At 63.7% G+C, this 15,495-nt stretch carries 17 protein-coding genes; 12 read left to right on the forward strand and 5 right to left on the reverse strand.

Translation table 11 applies throughout. The features are described 5' to 3' along the window. Positions 1 to 27 precede the first annotated feature (27 nt). The 4 genes from FOB72_RS32405 to hpxZ are packed head-to-tail and all read left to right on the forward strand — an operon-like array spanning position 28 to position 3,421. A complete protein-coding gene (locus FOB72_RS32405) occupies positions 28 to 720 on the forward strand; it encodes a cysteine hydrolase family protein (protein WP_150371403.1) in 693 nt (230 codons plus the stop codon). Positions 721 to 722: 2 nt separating this feature from the next. Beyond that, positions 723 to 2,309 (forward strand): ABC transporter ATP-binding protein, encoded by a 1,587-nt coding sequence (locus tag FOB72_RS04400; protein ID WP_150371404.1) that lies wholly within the window; start codon positions 723 to 725, stop codon positions 2,307 to 2,309. Positions 2,310 to 2,329: 20 nt separating this feature from the next. Next, positions 2,330 to 3,013 carry a cysteine hydrolase family protein gene (locus FOB72_RS04405; protein WP_411859810.1) on the forward strand — a complete coding sequence of 228 codons (684 nt, stop codon included), beginning with the start codon at positions 2,330 to 2,332 and terminating at the stop codon, positions 3,011 to 3,013. 24 nt (positions 3,014 to 3,037) lie between these two features. Then, a complete protein-coding gene (hpxZ, locus tag FOB72_RS04410) occupies positions 3,038 to 3,421 on the forward strand; it encodes an oxalurate catabolism protein HpxZ (protein ID WP_150371405.1) in 384 nt (127 codons plus the stop codon). A 187-nt stretch (positions 3,422 to 3,608) separates the two neighbouring features. Here hpxZ and phaP1 read toward each other — a convergent pair whose 3' ends face one another. Further along, a complete protein-coding gene (gene phaP1, locus FOB72_RS04415) occupies positions 3,609 to 4,190 on the reverse strand; it encodes a TIGR01841 family phasin PhaP1 (protein WP_150371406.1) in 582 nt (193 codons plus the stop codon). A 443-nt stretch (positions 4,191 to 4,633) separates the two neighbouring features. Here phaP1 and FOB72_RS04420 point away from each other — a divergent pair, with 443 nt between their 5' ends. The 5 genes from FOB72_RS04420 (at position 4,634) to FOB72_RS04440 (ending at position 9,404) form a co-directional block, all read left to right on the forward strand. After that, the gene (locus tag FOB72_RS04420; protein ID WP_150371407.1) at positions 4,634 to 5,608 is read left to right on the forward strand and encodes a histone deacetylase; all 975 of its coding nucleotides are present in this window, start codon (positions 4,634 to 4,636) and stop codon (positions 5,606 to 5,608) included. Positions 5,609 to 5,682: 74 nt separating this feature from the next. Next, positions 5,683 to 6,546, forward strand: coding sequence for a DMT family transporter (locus tag FOB72_RS04425; RefSeq protein ID WP_223851473.1), 864 nt, complete (start codon positions 5,683 to 5,685; stop codon positions 6,544 to 6,546). A 32-nt stretch (positions 6,547 to 6,578) separates the two neighbouring features. Next, complete coding sequence (locus FOB72_RS04430; RefSeq protein ID WP_150371409.1) at positions 6,579 to 7,298, forward strand: nitroreductase; 720 nt, start codon at positions 6,579 to 6,581, stop codon at positions 7,296 to 7,298. Positions 7,299 to 7,523: 225 nt separating this feature from the next. After that, positions 7,524 to 8,720, forward strand: coding sequence for a D-alanyl-D-alanine endopeptidase (gene pbpG / locus FOB72_RS04435; protein ID WP_150371410.1), 1,197 nt, complete (start codon positions 7,524 to 7,526; stop codon positions 8,718 to 8,720). Positions 8,721 to 8,795: 75 nt separating this feature from the next. After that, positions 8,796 to 9,404: a GNAT family N-acetyltransferase gene (locus tag FOB72_RS04440; RefSeq protein WP_191002188.1), complete on the forward strand. Its 609-nt coding sequence runs from the start codon at positions 8,796 to 8,798 to the stop codon at positions 9,402 to 9,404. 3 nt (positions 9,405 to 9,407) lie between these two features. Here the strand turns inward: FOB72_RS04440 and FOB72_RS04445 are convergent, their stop codons facing one another. The 4 genes from FOB72_RS04445 to FOB72_RS04460 form a co-directional block, all read right to left on the reverse strand. Beyond that, on the reverse strand, positions 9,408 to 11,066 hold the full coding sequence (locus tag FOB72_RS04445) for a cation acetate symporter (RefSeq protein WP_150371412.1): 1,659 nt from the start codon (positions 11,064 to 11,066) through the stop codon (positions 9,408 to 9,410). Then, entirely contained in the window at positions 11,063 to 11,368 is a 306-nt protein-coding gene (locus FOB72_RS04450) for a DUF485 domain-containing protein (RefSeq protein ID WP_150371413.1), read from the reverse strand. The genes FOB72_RS04445 and FOB72_RS04450 overlap by 4 nt, the downstream gene beginning before the upstream one ends. Before the next feature lie 180 nt (positions 11,369 to 11,548). Continuing rightward, positions 11,549 to 12,154: a DUF6036 family nucleotidyltransferase gene (locus FOB72_RS04455; RefSeq protein ID WP_150371414.1), complete on the reverse strand. Its 606-nt coding sequence runs from the start codon at positions 12,152 to 12,154 to the stop codon at positions 11,549 to 11,551. A 1-nt stretch (position 12,155) separates the two neighbouring features. Further along, a complete protein-coding gene (locus tag FOB72_RS04460) occupies positions 12,156 to 12,446 on the reverse strand; it encodes a hypothetical protein (RefSeq protein WP_150371415.1) in 291 nt (96 codons plus the stop codon). 563 nt (positions 12,447 to 13,009) lie between these two features. Here FOB72_RS04460 and FOB72_RS32120 point away from each other — a divergent pair. From FOB72_RS32120 to FOB72_RS04470, 3 genes are read left to right on the forward strand one after another with little or no spacing between them, the layout of a single operon-like run. Further along, positions 13,010 to 13,693: a hypothetical protein gene (locus FOB72_RS32120; protein WP_191002189.1), complete on the forward strand. Its 684-nt coding sequence runs from the start codon at positions 13,010 to 13,012 to the stop codon at positions 13,691 to 13,693. Next, positions 13,674 to 14,702, forward strand: a complete 1,029-nt coding sequence (locus FOB72_RS04465) for a ParA family protein (protein ID WP_191002190.1) — start codon at positions 13,674 to 13,676, stop codon at positions 14,700 to 14,702. Before FOB72_RS32120 ends, FOB72_RS04465 begins: the two co-directional genes overlap by 20 nt. Next, positions 14,699 to 15,385 carry a RelA/SpoT domain-containing protein gene (locus tag FOB72_RS04470; RefSeq protein ID WP_150371417.1) on the forward strand — a complete coding sequence of 229 codons (687 nt, stop codon included), beginning with the start codon at positions 14,699 to 14,701 and terminating at the stop codon, positions 15,383 to 15,385. The genes FOB72_RS04465 and FOB72_RS04470 overlap by 4 nt, the downstream gene beginning before the upstream one ends. The last annotated feature ends 110 nt before the right edge of the window (positions 15,386 to 15,495 follow it).

Raw genomic sequence — 15,495 nt, forward strand, 5'->3', positions numbered from 1 at the left:
GAAGCTCTGCAACGGAGAACACCACCCATGTCCCGCACCATCGAAGCCAAACCTTATCCGTGGCCGTACAACGGCGATCTGCGTCCGGAGAACACGGCGCTCGTCATCATCGACATGCAGACCGACTTCTGCGGTTTTGGCGGCTATGTCGATCGCATGGGCTACGACCTGTCGATGACGCGCGCGCCCATCGAGCCGATTCGCCGCGTGCTCGACACCATGCGCGCGCAGGGCTTCACGATCATCCATACGCGCGAAGGCCATCGGCCCGACCTGTCGGACCTGCCCGCCAACAAGCGCTGGCGCAGCCGCCAGGCCGGCATCGATGGCGTGGGCATCGGCGACGACGGCCCCTGCGGCAAGATCCTCGTGCGCGGCGAGAAAGGCTGGGAGATCATCGACGAACTCGCGCCGCTGCCGGGCGAGGTCGTGATCGACAAGCCCGGCAAGGGCTCGTTCTGCGCGACGGACCTCGAACTGATCCTGCGCACGCGCGGTATCGAGAACCTCGTGCTCACGGGCATCACGACCGATGTGTGCGTGCATACGACGATGCGCGAGGCCAACGACCGTGGCTTCGAATGCACGATCCTCGCCGATTGCTGCGGCGCCACCGATCGCGGCAATCACGAGGCCGCGCTGCATATGGTGACGATGCAGGGCGGGGTGTTCGGCACGGTGTCGGACTCCCACGCGCTGCTGGCGACGCTGGGAGCGTGATCATGGCGGGCGGGCTGGGGCTCGAGGTGGTAGGGGCGTCGAAGTCGTTCGGCACGTTCCGGGCGCTCGACGACGTGTCGATCCGCGTGGCGCCGGGCACCATCCATGCGCTGCTCGGCGAGAACGGCGCGGGCAAGAGCACGCTGGTCAAGGGGCTCGTCGGCTACGGCGTGCTCGATGCGGGGCAGATCGTCGCCGACAACCGCGAGGTGCGCATTGCCTCGCCGCGCGACGCGCAGGCCCTGCGCATCGGCATGGTGTACCAGCATTTCACGCTGGCGGAGGGGTTGTCGGTCGAAGAGAACCTGCTGCTCTCGCGCGGGCGGCTGCCATGGCGCATCGACTGGTCGCGCGAGCGTGCCGCGTTGCGCGACTTCATGGGCCGCATGCCGTTCCGCCTGCCGCTCGATGCGCCGGTGTCCGCGCTCGCGGCCGGAGAGAAACAGAAGCTCGAAATTCTCAAGCAGCTCTATCTGGAGCAGCGCTTCCTGATCCTCGACGAACCGACCTCGGTGCTCACGCCGCAGGAAGCGGACGAGGTACTGGGCCTGATGCGCACGCTGACCTCGCGTGGCGAGCTCACGGTGCTGATGATCACGCACAAGTTCCGCGAGGTGATGGCCTATGCGGACGATGTGACCGTGCTGCGCAAGGGCCGGCAGGTCGGCACCTGCAAGGTGATGGAGGAGGAGACGGATCTGCCTTCGCGGCTCGCCGCCTGGATGATGGGCACCGAGGGCTCCGCGATCGATCGCCGCACGCTCGCGCACGACGGCGGCGATCGCGCCGCGCGCAAGCCCGTGGCCGCCGATGCGCCCGTGCGGTTGCAGATCGACGATGCCACCGTGATCGACGGTCGCGGCCATGCGGCCGTGCGCGATCTCGCGCTCGCGGTCAGGGCCGGCGAGATCCTGGGGATCGCGGGTGTGTCCGGCAACGGCCAGCGCGAACTCGTGGAGGCGCTCACGGGGCAGCGGCCGCTGCGGCAAGGCGCAATGCGCGTGGCCGGACAGCCATATCACGCCACGCGCGAGCAGATGCGCGCGGGCCGCGTGTTCGCGATTCCCGAGGAGCCATTGCGCAACGCGTGCGTGCCGGGCATGAGCATCGCCGACAACCTGGCCCTGCGCGACTTCGATCGCGCGCCATTGCGCCAGCACGGCTGGCGCTTCAACCGCCGCGCCACGCGCGAACGTGCCCGCGCGCGTATCGCGGAGTTCAACGTCAAGCCGCCGGTGCCGGACCGGCCGATCGGTACGCTCTCGGGCGGCAACGTGCAGCGCGCGGTGCTCGCGCGCGAACTGGGTCAGCCCGTCGATGTGCTGATCGTCGCGAACCCCGTGTTCGGGCTCGATTTCGCGGCGGTCGCCGATATTCATGCGCGGCTGCTTGCCGCGCGCGATGCGGGCGCGGCCGTGTTGCTGATCAGCGAAGACCTCGACGAACTGCTTGCGCTGGCGGACCGCATCGCGGTGATCGCGGAGGGGCAGATCGTGTTCGAAGTTCCCGCCGGCACCGCGGACCGTGAAGTGCTCGGCCGGCATATGGCCGGCCAGCATGGCGACGGCGACCGGCCGCTCGCGGCCTGAAGTGTCTTCTCGTTCCGGACATGCCTGACTCGACGTCGCCCACCATGCTTACTGCCGCCGCGCAACCGTCCCCATTCACGTTCGACCCGCGCCATACCGCGCTCGTCGTCATCGACATGCAGCGCGATTTCATCGAGCCGGGCGGCTTCGGCAGCTCGCTCGGCAACGACGTGACGCTGCTCTCGGGCATCGTCCCGACGACCGCGGCGCTGCTTGCGCATGCGCGCGCGTCGGGCTGGTTCGTCGTGCATACGCGCGAGTCCCATGCGCCCGATCTGGCCGATTGCCCGCCCGCCAAGCGCCTGCGCGGATCGCCGGGCATGCGGATCGGGGACCCGGGCCCCATGGGCCGCATCCTGATCCGGGGCGAGCCCGGCAATGCGATCGTCGATGCCGTCGCGCCGGTGGCGGGCGAGCTCGTGATCGACAAGCCGGGCAAGGGCGCGTTCTACGCGACGTACCTCGACGCGGCCCTGCGCGATCGCGAGATCCGCTATCTGGTGTTTGCCGGCGTGACCACCGAAGTCTGCGTGCAGACCTCGATGCGCGAGGCCAACGATCGCGGCTACGACTGCCTGCTGGTCGAGGATGCGACCGCGAGCTACTTCCCGGCCTTCCGCGATGCGACGCTCGCGATGATCCGTTCGCAGGGCGGCATCGTCGGCTGGACCGCGCCACTGGCCGCGCTGGCCGCGGCCGCCTGATCCTCACTTCTTATGTCCAAGACCATGGAAATCAATCGACCCGAAGCGGTCGCGCAAGTCGCGGCCGCGTTCGAAGCCTATGAGCGCGCGCTCGTCGACAACGACATCGCCGCGATGAATGCCTTGTTCTGGGAAACGCCGGAGACCGTGCGCTACGGCATCGCCGAAGTCCAGCTCGGCGGCGCGGCAATTCGCGCATGGCGGGAAACGTGCGAACCGGTGCCGCGTTCGCGGCGGCTCCATCGTACGGTGGTGACGACGTTTGGCGACGACTACGCCACGGTGAGCACCGAGTTCACGAGCGATGCCACGCCGCTGCTCGGGCGGCAGATGCAGACGTGGGCGAGACTCGAGGCGGGATGGAAGATCGTGGCGGCGCATGTGAGCCTGATCGAGCCGCCACAATGAAAGGATAAGAAAGACAAAAAAAACCCGGCCGCCAGATCGGGCGCCGGGTTTCAACGATACCGTTGGAGGTACCGAGGAGACGTGGGTACGGGATGTGTGACATCCCCGTTGGCAAAGCGCACAGTGCGGCGGTGCGCTTTGCCAACGGACCGGCCGAAGCCGGTCGCGGGTCAGGCAGCTACGTCAATCAGACGGTAGCGGCAGCCGACTTCTTGGCAGCAGTGCGGGCCGATGCGCTGGCTTGCTGGGCAGCCTTGCTTGCGGCGGTCGCGGCAACCTGGAAGTTGCTTTCAGCAATTTCCACGGCTTGCTTGGTGGCCTTCTGGACCGACTCGTAGGCGTTGTTCGCCGCCGAGATGGCCGACTTCACGATCGCGACGGTCGATTCCGAACCGGCCGGTGCGTTCTTGGCGAAGTTGTCGACGAGCGCTTGCACGTTCTTCGAGCCTTCGGCCAGTTGCGCTTCGGCGACCTTGGTGAACTCGCTCTGGGTTTCCGAAGCGATTTCGTACAGGTGACGCGTGTAGGCGAGGGTCTTCTCGGCGACCGGCTGAATCAGCGAAGCCTGGATGGCCAGCACTTCCTGCGCATCCTTGGCCGTCAGGGTCTTCTTGGCGTTGTCGACGTTCTCGGCGAAGGTCGCCTTGACCACTTGCAGGTTCAGTTCAACAAGCTTCTCAACGCCTTCGAAGGCTTTGGTGGTCAGACCGAACAGGGTCTCGAGGTTGGCCTTTTGCGCTGCTGCAACTTGTTCCGGGGTAAGGATCATTGCTGGTCTCCAGTGGATGAAGTGGGTGGACTTCAAGGTCTAGCAAAATGAAAGTAGGTCGCCCAGATGTCAGAGCCATGAACCGCGGTCCAGGCCAGCCCGAGCGTACGTTTTGCGTCTGTCGCACCGCCGACCCCCGATGATCGTTCATCGATCATTTTTAGAGGGTTTACCATTGGTGCGCCGCAACAATTCCTATTCTAAGGCTTGTCTCATTGGAGTCAAGCGCTTTTTGTGCATCGCACAAAAGTAACCGGCACAAATCGCGCTACAGGGGCAGGGCTCGCCACCTACGGGGCCTGCTATCAGGGTTTGTCCCTATCAAGAAAGCCGCGCGGCCAATGATGCGGCGCGGGATTTTCGGGCGCGGAAGGCGCCCCGGAGGCCGCTTCCGCGCGGGCAGGGCAGCGGTGCTAACATCGCGCCCTATACTTGCCTGCCCTATGCTTGCCTTCTACGCCGATCACTTCGTCCTTCCGCTTCCACCCGGCCATCGGTTTCCGATGCGCAAATACAGCATGTTGCGGGACGCGGTGGCCGCGGAAGTGCCCGGCATCGTGTTCCGGGAGGCGCCGCGCGCCGATGACGATGCGCTGGCCCTGGCCCATGACGCGACTTATATCGCCGACGTGTCGGCCGGCCAGCTGGACCCCGCGCGCCAGCGTGAAATCGGCTTTCCGTGGTCCATGGAAATGGTGGAGCGCTCGCGCCGCTCGGCCGGCGCGACCATCGAAGCCTGCCGGACCGCGTTCGCCGAGGGCGTGTCGGTCAACCTCGCCGGCGGCACGCACCATGCCTATGCCGACAAGGGCGGCGGCTTCTGCGTGTTCAACGACGCCGCCATCGCCGCGCGCCGGCTGCAGCGCGATGGCCTGGCGCGGCACGTGGCCGTGATCGACCTCGACGTGCATCAGGGCAACGGCACCGCGTCGATCCTGCGCGACGATCCGTCGATCTTCACGCTCTCGCTCCACGGCGAGAAGAACTACCCGTTCCGCAAGGAAGCCAGCGACCTCGACGTCGGCCTGCCCGACGGCTGCGACGACGAGACCTACGCGCAGGCGCTGCAGGGCGCGCTCGACACCTTGTTCGCGCGCTTCGCGCCGGACCTGCTGATCTACCTGGCCGGCGCGGACCCGCACGAGGGAGACCGCCTCGGGCGCTTGAGGCTGACCCTGGCGGGGCTGGCGCGGCGCGATACGCTGGTCTTCGACGCGGCGCTCGCGCGCGGCCTGCCGATCGCCGTGGCCATGGCCGGCGGCTATGGCAACCGCATCGAGGACACGGTTGCCGTGCATCTGCAGACGGTGACGCTCGCGGCGCGCCACCATGCGCAATGGCGGGCACGGCATGCGGGGGCTGGCGTGGGGGTGTCGGCCGGGGTGGCGACCGGGGTGGCGACCGGGGTGGCGACATGAGCGCGGGCGGTAACGTCGCCGTGGCCGGCGTGCCGGAGGCGGCGGGCACGGGCCAGCGCCTCTGGCTCGCGGCCATGCCCTGGCTGTTCGTGGTGCTATGGAGCACGGGCTTTATCGTCGCCAAGTACGGGCTGCCCTATGCGGAGCCGATGACGTTCCTGTTCCTGCGCTTTGCCGGCGTGCTGGTCCTGATGGTGCCGTTCGTCGTGCTCGCGCGTGTGCCGCTGCCGCGCACGGCGCGCGGGGCGATCGACGGGGTCCGCATCGGCCATATCGCGGTGTCGGGTCTGCTGCTGCAGGCCGGCTATCTCGGCGGAGTCTGGGCGGCGATCAAGCTTGGCATGCCCGCGGGCCTGTCCGCGCTGATCGTCGGCATGCAGCCCGTGCTCACGGCGATGGTCGCCACGCGCATGGGCGAGCGGGTACGGTTCCTGCAATGGCTCGGGCTGGTCCTCGGCCTCGTCGGTGTCGGACTGGTGGTATCCAGCAAGCTCAGCACGATCGGGCTGTCGGTGACGAGTCTCGCGCTGGCAGTGGGCGCGCTCGCGTCGATCACGGCCGGCACGCTGTACCAGAAGCACTTCTGCCCGATGTTCGACCTGCGCATGGGCGCGGTCATCCAGTTCGGTGCCTCGGCCGTTGCCTGCCTGCCGTTCATGTTCGCGTTCGAGACGCGCGAGGTGCACTGGAACCTCGCGCTCGCCGGGGCGCTCGCGTGGTCGATCGTGGCGCTGTCGCTCGGCGCGATCTCGCTGCTGTTCCTGCTGATCCGGCGCGGGGCCGCGATGCGCGTCTCGAGCCTCATGTACCTCACGCCGCCGACCACGGCGGTCATGGCGTGGCTGCTGTTCGGCGAGCGGTTCTCGCCCGTGGCGGCCGCGGGCATGGCGGTGGCGGCGGTGGGCGTGGCATTCGTGATCCGCCGCCCGCGATCGTAGTGACTACTCTAGACACAAGGAGACCCGACAGCATGGCCAGCGCAGACAGCGAAGTTACCGACATCCCGGCCGAGGCGGCCATCGTCGACCGCGCGATCGTCACGCGCCGCTCGATCCGCGCGTTTCTGGACACGCCGGTGCCGCGCGAGACCATCGAGGACATTCTCTCGGTGGCCAGCCGTGCGCCGTCGGGCACGAATGCGCAGCCGTGGCGCGTGTACGTACTGGCCGGCGATGCGAAGGTGCGGCTCTGCACGGACGTGCTCGCCGCGTACGACGATCCTGAACGCGATGCCAAGTATCACGAGGAGTATCCGTACTATCCGCGCGAGTGGGTCAACCCGTATCTCGCGCGCCGCCGCAAGGTGGGCTGGGACCTGTACGGGCTGCTGCAGATCGGCAAGGAGGACAAGGCGCGCATGCATGCGCAGCACGCGCGCAATTTCCAGTTTTTCGATGCGCCGGTCGGGATGATCTTCACGATCGACCGGATCATGGAGCAGGGGAGCTGGCTCGACTACGGCATGTTCCTGCAAAGCATCATGGTGGCCGCCCGCGCGCGCGGGCTCGATACCTGCCCGCAGGCGGCCTTCACGCAGTTCCATAGCGTCATTCGCGACCACCTGCGCTTGACGGCGGACGAGATGGTGGTGTGCGGGATGGCGCTGGGTTACGCGAATCCCGAGGCGGTCGAGAATCAATTGATCACGGAACGTGAACCGGTCGAGGGGTTCGCGCGTTTCCTGTCGTGACACGAACGGAGGCTCAGGAAGTGTCGCGCATGGCCGATAAACAGGAATGGCGGTCGGCCCGCGCGGCAGTGGAAGGGCATGAAGGTGATGTATCGATTTCTTTTTCCGTAATACGGAATGTCTGCGAAATCGAACTTTAACGAGCTTCTGTAAGTCTCTAATCTTGCTAAGAATTTCTTTATTTCCTAAACTAGCGCCATTCCTGATGCCGCGTCGCACAGAACAATGTTCCGGACCGATTTCTCCCTATTTCGCCTCTTCAGCCCGGTTGGGCTGAATACGCTTGCAACGGCCGCGCTGGTGTCGCTGGCCGTGCTCGCCGCTCCCGTGGCCGAAGCGGCCACTTCCAAAAATGCCAAATCTGCGCAATCGTCGGGTAAGTCCGCGAAAAAGCCGGTAAAAGCGACTAAGTCTTCTGCCAAGGTTGCCGCCGCGAAGGAATCGGCGGCGCCGTCGCGCAAGACCATCGTGTTGCGGAACGGCAAGCGAACCGTCGTCGCGCAACGCGCCGCGCCGGTCCGCGCGGCCTTCGTGCCGGCCAAGCCGTCGCTCGGTGAAGCGATGGGTCTGCGCGACACCGAGGACGCGCTCGCGCTGCGTTCGTCCGTGGCGCTCGTGATGGACCAGAGCACCAACGAGGTCCTGTTTCAGAAGAACCCGACCGCCGTGCTGCCGATCGCATCGATCACGAAGCTGATGACCGCGCTCGTGGTGATGGACTCGCGCCTGCCGATGGACGAGGTGCTGACGATTGGCGAGGAAGACAAGGACCTCGAGAAGCACAGCAGCTCGCGCCTGCGCTTCGGCACGCAGCTGACGCGGCAGGAACTGCTGCTGCTCGCGCTGATGTCGTCGGAGAACCGCGCCGCGTCGGTGCTGGGCCGCAGCTACCCCGGTGGCCTGCCCGCATTCGTCTCGCAGATGAACCGCAAGGCGCGCGAACTCGGCATGAACGACAGCCACTTCGTGGATTCGAGCGGCCTGTCGAGCAGCAACGTCTCGAGCGCGATGGATCTGGCGCGCCTCGTCAACGCCGCCTATCGCAATCCGACGATTCGCGAGTTCTCGACGCAGACCGAGCATGAAGTGAACGTGCTCGGCCGCACGCAGCATTACGTCAGTACCAACCGCCTCGTACGCGGCGGCAACTGGGAAATCGGCCTGCAGAAGACCGGCTTCATCTCGGAGGCCGGCCAGTGCCTCGTGATGCAGGCGCGCGTCAACGGCCGCAACGTGGTGATGGTGTTCCTGGATTCGGTGGGCAAGCTCTCGCGCTTTGCCGATGCCACGCGCGTGCGCGACTGGCTCGAGCACGCGCCGGCGGCGCAGCAGCCGCACGCGTTCCCGAACTCCCCAAACCTTACGCAGGGCCCTAGCCATCCGCATGCGGTCCTGGTCTCGCAGCAGGCACGCGGCATCTGACCTTTTGCCGCAGCCAACTTGAAAACGCGCCCGGGCGGCAGCCCGCGGCGCGTTTTTTTATGGATGGACGTTTGCATGGAAGCCTCGAACAACGCGACTGTCGCCAGCGTGGGCGACGCACCGCACGATATCGAACGCGCCGCGGCGTCGCTCGTGCTCGCTTTCGATACCGATCCGTTCATGCGCTGGATGTACGACGGCCCGGACGGCTATCTGCGCGGCAGTGCCTCGTTGTTCCGCGTGCTCGTCGCCGATGCGCGGGGCGCGGGCGGCGCGCGGACGATCGCGGTCGATGGGCGCAGCGCGGGCACGGCGTTGTGGCTGCCCCCAGGCGCGGAGGATGACGATGCCGCCATCGACGACGTGGTGCGCCAGACCGTGGAGGCGCCGCTGCGGAAGGTCCTCGGCGAACTGATCGGCCGCGTCTACGAGACGCGGCCCACCGGTCCGCACTGGTATCTGTCGTCGATCGGGATCGATCCCGCATTCCGGGACCGGGGCCTTGGCGGCCGCCTGCTCGCGGAGGGCCTGCAGGCCTGCGACGCGGCGCATCTGCCCGCGTGGCTATGGTCGTCCAATCCGCGCAATCTGGATTTCTACGGCCGCCACGGTTTCGAGGCGCTGGCCACGATTCGTGTGGGAGGCGCGCCGCCGCTGTTTCCGATGCTGCGGACGGCGCGTTGACGTTCAGTGCGCGGTGGCTTCGCCCGCGCCGATGCCCGTTTCCGAACGCAGTTCCTGCGCTTCGAAGCCCGCCTTGTCCACGGCCGCGCGGCGCGACTTGTCGGTGACCGAGAACAGCCAGATCCCCGCGAAGCCGATGGTCATCGAGAACAGCGCCGGCGACGTGTAGGGGAAGGGCGCGCTCTTGAAGTGGAACACGTCCACCCACACGGCCTGCGACAGCACGGTGAGGATCACGGCCGACAGCAGGCCGAGGAAGCCGCCGATCATCGCGCCGCGCGTGGTGCAGCCGCGCCACAGCACCGACATGAACAGCACCGGGAAGTTGGCCGAGGCCGCCACGGCGAACGCGAGCGAGACCATGAACGCGATGTTCTGCTTCTCGAACACGATGCCGAGCACCACGGCGACGAAACCTAGCACGATGGTCGTGAGCTTCGATACGCGCAGCTCCATCGCGCTCGATGCCTGGCCGTGCTTGAAGACCGTCGCATAGAGGTCATGCGAGACGGCCGTGGCGCCGGCCAGCGTCAGGCCCGCCACCACCGCGAGGATCGTCGCGAAGGCCACGGCCGAGATAAAGCCGAGGAACACGTTGCCGCCCACCGCGCTGGCCAGATGCACGGCCGCCATGTTCACGCCGCCCAGGAGCTTGCCGCTGCCGTCCTGGAAGCTCGCATTGGTCCCCACGAGCACGATCGCGCCAAAGCCGATGATGAACGTGAGGATGTAGAAGTAGCCGATCCACGTCGTGGCCCAGAACACCGACTTGCGCGCTTCCTTCGCGTTGGGCACGGTGAAGAAGCGCATCAGGATGTGGGGCAGGCCCGCGGTACCGAACATCAGCGCGATGCCGAACGAGATGGCCGAGATCGGGTCCTTGATGAAGTTGCCCGGGCTCATGATCGATTCTTTCTTCGCGTGGACCTCCACGGCCTTGGCGAACAGCTGCTCGGGGCTGAAGTGGTATTGCGCGAGCACCATGAACGCCATGAACGACGCGCCGCCGAGCAGCAGGCAGGCCTTGATGATCTGCACCCACGTCGTGGCCGTCATGCCGCCGAACAGCACGTACACCATCATCAGCACGCCGACGATGACGACGGCGATCCAGTACTCGAGGCCGAACAGCAGCTTGATGAGCTGTCCCGCGCCGACCATCTGCGCGATGAGGTAGAACGCCACCACGACGAGCGTGCCCGACGCCGCGAACGCGCGGATCGGACCCTGCTTGAAGCGATACGCGGCCACGTCGGCGAACGTGAAGCGGCCGAGATTGCGCAGCCGCTCGGCCATCAGGAACGTGATGATGGGCCAGCCCACGAGGAAGCCGATGGAATAGATCAGCCCGTCATAACCGCTCGTGTAGACCGCGGCGGAAATGCCGAGGAACGAGGCCGCGGACATGAAGTCGCCCGCGATCGCGAGGCCGTTCTGGAAGCCGGAGATGCCGCCGCCCGTGTAGAACGCGGCGGCCGATTTGGTTTTCTTGGCGGCCCACTTGGTGATGAACAGCGTGCCGATGACGAACACCACGAACATGCCGATGGCGGTCCAGTTCGTGGGCTGCTTCACCGCCTGACCGAGGTCTCCGCCCGCCGCGAGGGCGCCAGCCGAGGCAATCATGGCCGCGAGCGCGGCCGCAACGAGGCGGGCGTTCATGCGACCTCCTGCTTGATCTTGTCGGTAAGGTCGTCATACACGCTGTTGGCGTGACGCACGTACAACCCGGTGATCACGACGGTGAAGACGATGACGAACAGGCCGATCGGCATGCCCCATGTCATCACGCCGCTGCCCACGCGCGCGGCGAGGACTTCCTTGTCGAATGCGATCAGCAGCACGTATCCGTAGTACACCACGAGCATCACGGCCGTGAGCATCCAGCTCAGCCGGCCACGACGCCTGATCAACTCCCGATACTGCCGGCTGGCCTTCAGCCTTTCCATCACATCTTGCTGCATGGTGTCTCCTGCATGATCTTTGTCACCGTGTGCGCACGGAATGGTGACAAGGTAATGCGCTCCGCTTACCCAGTTCTTACAGGGTGAGCGGCGCAATGCAGGGGTAAACGCGGGGGATGCGCGCTCTTGTTCCGACCAGAGTCGGATGAACGCGATGCACAACGCTCGTGTGTCTGGGTCTCAGCCCTTTGGCTGAACGACGGACCCGTCGCGAGTGTCAGTTGCCCGTTCCTGGTCACGAGCAATGGCTACGGCATCGCGCAGGTTTGCGCGAAGCATCTCGATGCCGCCGACGTACCCACCAAGCGCTTCGGTGGCACGTGCCTCGATCTCCGCCGCGGATGTCAGGCGCTCTGACACCAGTGAGCGAATATCTTCCCGATCGTTTTCGGCCAAACGGGCGATCTTGCTAACCGCCAGATCGGTCGGGGAGAGGACCCTCACTCGAATTTGCTTGAGACCAAGGTCCACCGGAATGGAGTCCTCCTGGTAGTCCTCGTGCATCAGCGCGAATGTGGGGTTGTAGTTGGTGTCCAGGTAGATCGCCTGGGTAATGCCGTTCTCCAGCTTCACGTCTACGAGCAAGTCCTGCGGCAGCATTACTCGACCAGCAAATTCAGCGTCGACATCGGTTGTCACGCGGCTAGCCGTGTACAGGTGAACAGCCATTCCGCCTGCGAGGTAGACGGTCAACGGCTTCTGCAACGATAGACGTCCTTCGAGTTGGGTCATCAGTTCCCGAAGACCCTCGGCGAGTGCGGTGTGGGTGTAGAAGCCGTCGGGCATATCAAGCGCGGCGCAGTTGCATGGTCAGCATATCGCGGAGACGCGGCACGCTCAGCACCCATCCATTGCGAACCACGTCGCCGCTGGCGACAAGATCGGTGGGGTGCTGGCTGAAGTAGGACTCGCTGGCGGTCAAGAGCCTATCTGCCTCTGACGGCATTCGCGGCCGAAGGATCATCGACGCGAGCCGAAACACGTTCGCCTCGCGTTGGTCGCCGGCACGCGCGAGCTCACCCTTTGCCGCGGCAGCGCAGCGGCTCAACAGGGTTTGCTCAACATCTCTCGACGACATCGCGGGCTCCGTTCACCATTCAAGGCACTTTAACGGTTTATATGGGCAATCTCAAACACGTGAGCATAATCTTCCGTGTTGTAATCCATAAAGCACATTTGGATGATCCGAGCGGTGCGTCGCGGGAGCGGTGCGCAGACCATAGACCAGAGAGTAAGAGTCGTATAAGCCACTTTTAAGTCAGGTCCTTGTGGCACTGATGCAGTGCCGCGTTGGGCGTGGTGTCGCACAGGTACACCCATACGGCACTAGCAAGTTGCCTTTGGAGCGGCATTTCTCAATGCTTACTGCCATGCTGTTGCGGCGAGTCGTCTCCTGCCGGCCACACCCCCTCGAAGCACGGTGTATCGGTATTGCTGGTTTTGGTAAATTTCGGCTCTGTAGGCGTTCCACGAACTGGGCCGGCATTGCGGGGCGAAGCCATACGCGGCTCATGTTGTTCGTCGCGCTGGCGAGCAACCGATTCAGAGAAACGCGCGAGAGCGGTTTGGCCTGCTGTAGCATTATTGCGAAGATGTCTGATCAATGTGACCATCGCCCCATAAACATTTCGAGAAAAATCTATGGACCCATCCGCATCGCTGCCAAAGCCCTCCGACGCTGCGCCGCAGTCGAGCAAAACAGTTGACGAAGCGGCCGTGCTGTCCACCTTGGTTTCATCACTCGCGCCGCTTGATCAAGGCGGGCGCGTTAGACTTTTCAAGACGCTATGCACGTTTTTTGACTTGCCCTTTATAGAGCGCGGTACGTTTGGTCAAGCACCGTCAACGCAGTCGCACGCTGCGGGATCGGGGGTGGTTCACCCACACGGGACGTCGAGTAATTTTTCAGAGGTACGGGCGCCGTCGCCAAAATCATTCTTAATAGAAAAGCGTCCTCAGACAGAGTCGGAGCGGGTTGCATGTCTGGCTTATTACTTTACGCACTATCGGAACGAGCCTCATTTCAAGACGCTTGATCTCAGTAAGCTGAATACTGAAGCCGCACAGATTAAATTCTCTAATCCCGCGCGAGCCGTGGACAATGCCGCAGCGGCAATGTTCCTCATTCCGGCAGGGCAGGGTAAGAAACAGTTGTCGGCTATCGGCGAGCTTTACGTTCAATCGCTCCCGGACCGGGCGGCGGCGCGTCAAGCCACCGCAGACCTTCGGCGCAAGAAGCCTCGTCGCACCGCGAAGAGTAGTGACAGCGAGACCGTACAAGCAGATGTCACCGAGAACGACGTCGATGAATCAGGAAGCCAATAATCCTAGAGGGCCAGCGAAGCGACTTGCCATCTATAACCACAAAGGCGGGGTCGGGAAGACAACGCTGACTGTAAATCTGGCAAGCGCGATGGCGGCGCTCGGACACACTGTCCTATTGGTGGACTCTGATCCTCAATGCAACCTCACCTCTTACCTAATCGAAGATTCGGTCGTAAACGACCTTCTCGACGAGTCGGATGGTGACAACGGACAGACTATTTGGAGCGCGCTCAAGCCAGTTGTCGAGGCGACAGGCCTACCTCGTTCGATTCCGCCTATTCAAGTCGGCCAAAACCTAAGTTTAATTCCGGGAGACGTGCGTCTTGCGGAATTCGAAGCCGAACTTACAAGTTTTTGGGGAGACTGTTTTCAACGAAAGCTCCGGGGATTTCGTGGCACTTCGGCGTTAAGCAACGTGGTTTCTGCTGCCGTCCAGCAGACTGGGGCTACGGTCGTCTTATACGACACTGGGCCGAACATCGGACCTCTGAACCGAATCATTTTATTGGACTGCGATGCCTTCGTTGTCCCTGCGGCCTGCGAGTTGTTCTCGGTTCGCGCAATCAAGACGCTGGGCCATACCTTGGCAAGCTGGATAAGTGATTGGAGCTCAGTTGTTGAGCTTGCGCCTAGTTCAGTGAGCCTTTTGCCGGGCAGACCTCAACCGCTTGGTTATATCCCGCAGCGATTCAGAGTCTACGATTCGCTGCCGTCCAAGACGTTCCTATCGTGGTTGCCAGAGATTGAAAAGACCTTCAAATCCGACCTGTTGAGCCTGCTCGATCGAGTTGACCCATCTCTTGTGCAGACAGCAACTGCTCCACTCAATCTCGGATTTGTTCCCGATTTTGGAAGCAGAGCAGTCGCGGCCCAACGAGAGGGCGTACCTTTGTGGAGAACGGGATACGGTACAACCGTGCAGCGTAACGCAGCGTGGACTTGCTTTAGCCGTTTGGCGAAGACGATACTGGGGCGTTTGGAGGGCGTGGACAACAGGAGGGCATCTTGATTGAACTCGCCGCCGAAGACCTAGAGTTGATTGACTCGCTGGTAGGGCACTATCGGGAAAAGGAGCAACCTCGCGCCTCACGGTTAGCGAAGAATCTTTTTGAGTTGTTTTCCGAAGAGGTTCTTACGCCCTATGTGCATTCAGTCAGGCGCCGCGCCAAGGACCCAGACCACTTACGTGATAAGTTAGCTCGCAAGATGCGGAAAGCCAAAGCAGAGGGCAAGCCCTTTGCAATCACACCGGACAATCTTTTCAACGAGATTAACGACCTTGCCGGCGTGCGTCTGCTCCATTTGCATACCAGTCAGTTTCCGCGTATAGATGCGATCGTTCGCGACCTTCTTCGCAGCGAGGCATACGAGATCGTAGAGGGACCCACAGCCAGAATCTGGGACGATGAGTACAAGGAGATTTTCACGCAGTACGGTATTGAAACGGTCAATAACAGCCGCCTGTACACAAGCGTCCATTACGTGGTCAGTACGGGGGGCGAGCAAGCCCGTACAGCCGAGATTCAAGTGCGAACGCTTGCTGAGGAGCTATGGGGCGAAGTCGATCACACGATTAACTATCCGACCCCATCTGAAATTCAGTCGTGCAAGGAACAGATTAAGGTGCTCGCGAGGTTGACGTCGAGTTGCACTCGGTTGGTTGATTCTATTTTTCTGACCGGAGCTAACTAGACCTCGATGTCTCGGCGTTGAGCTTTAGCCTTGACGCTCGCTCGTCTATGTGACGCTATCCGACTTCGTGCTGGATCACGCTAGCCCCAAGAGAAAGGTGTTGGGGGTGC

Source organism: Cupriavidus pauculus (genome assembly GCF_008693385.1).
GTDB lineage: Bacteria > Pseudomonadota > Gammaproteobacteria > Burkholderiales > Burkholderiaceae > Cupriavidus > Cupriavidus pauculus_D.

Bases quoted from the DNA above. Each gene is read 5' to 3' on its own strand.
- FOB72_RS32405 (WP_150371403.1), top strand. From the start codon at position 28: ATGTCCCGCACCATCGAAGCCAAACCTTATCCGTGGCCGTACAACGGC.
- FOB72_RS04400 (WP_150371404.1), top strand. From the start codon at position 723: ATGGCGGGCGGGCTGGGGCTCGAGGTGGTAGGGGCGTCGAAGTCGTTC.
- FOB72_RS04405 (WP_411859810.1), top strand. From the start codon at position 2,330: ATGCCTGACTCGACGTCGCCCACCATGCTTACTGCCGCCGCGCAACCG.
- hpxZ (WP_150371405.1), top strand. From the start codon at position 3,038: ATGGAAATCAATCGACCCGAAGCGGTCGCGCAAGTCGCGGCCGCGTTC.
- phaP1 (WP_150371406.1), bottom strand. From the start codon at position 4,190: ATGATCCTTACCCCGGAACAAGTTGCAGCAGCGCAAAAGGCCAACCTC.
- FOB72_RS04420 (WP_150371407.1), top strand. From the start codon at position 4,634: ATGCTTGCCTTCTACGCCGATCACTTCGTCCTTCCGCTTCCACCCGGC.
- FOB72_RS04425 (WP_223851473.1), top strand. From the start codon at position 5,683: ATGCCCTGGCTGTTCGTGGTGCTATGGAGCACGGGCTTTATCGTCGCC.
- FOB72_RS04430 (WP_150371409.1), top strand. From the start codon at position 6,579: ATGGCCAGCGCAGACAGCGAAGTTACCGACATCCCGGCCGAGGCGGCC.
- pbpG (WP_150371410.1), top strand. From the start codon at position 7,524: ATGTTCCGGACCGATTTCTCCCTATTTCGCCTCTTCAGCCCGGTTGGG.
- FOB72_RS04440 (WP_191002188.1), top strand. From the start codon at position 8,796: ATGGAAGCCTCGAACAACGCGACTGTCGCCAGCGTGGGCGACGCACCG.
- FOB72_RS04445 (WP_150371412.1), bottom strand. From the start codon at position 11,066: ATGAACGCCCGCCTCGTTGCGGCCGCGCTCGCGGCCATGATTGCCTCG.
- FOB72_RS04450 (WP_150371413.1), bottom strand. From the start codon at position 11,368: ATGCAGCAAGATGTGATGGAAAGGCTGAAGGCCAGCCGGCAGTATCGG.
- FOB72_RS04455 (WP_150371414.1), bottom strand. From the start codon at position 12,154: ATGCCCGACGGCTTCTACACCCACACCGCACTCGCCGAGGGTCTTCGG.
- FOB72_RS04460 (WP_150371415.1), bottom strand. From the start codon at position 12,446: ATGTCGTCGAGAGATGTTGAGCAAACCCTGTTGAGCCGCTGCGCTGCC.
- FOB72_RS32120 (WP_191002189.1), top strand. From the start codon at position 13,010: ATGGACCCATCCGCATCGCTGCCAAAGCCCTCCGACGCTGCGCCGCAG.
- FOB72_RS04465 (WP_191002190.1), top strand. From the start codon at position 13,674: ATGAATCAGGAAGCCAATAATCCTAGAGGGCCAGCGAAGCGACTTGCC.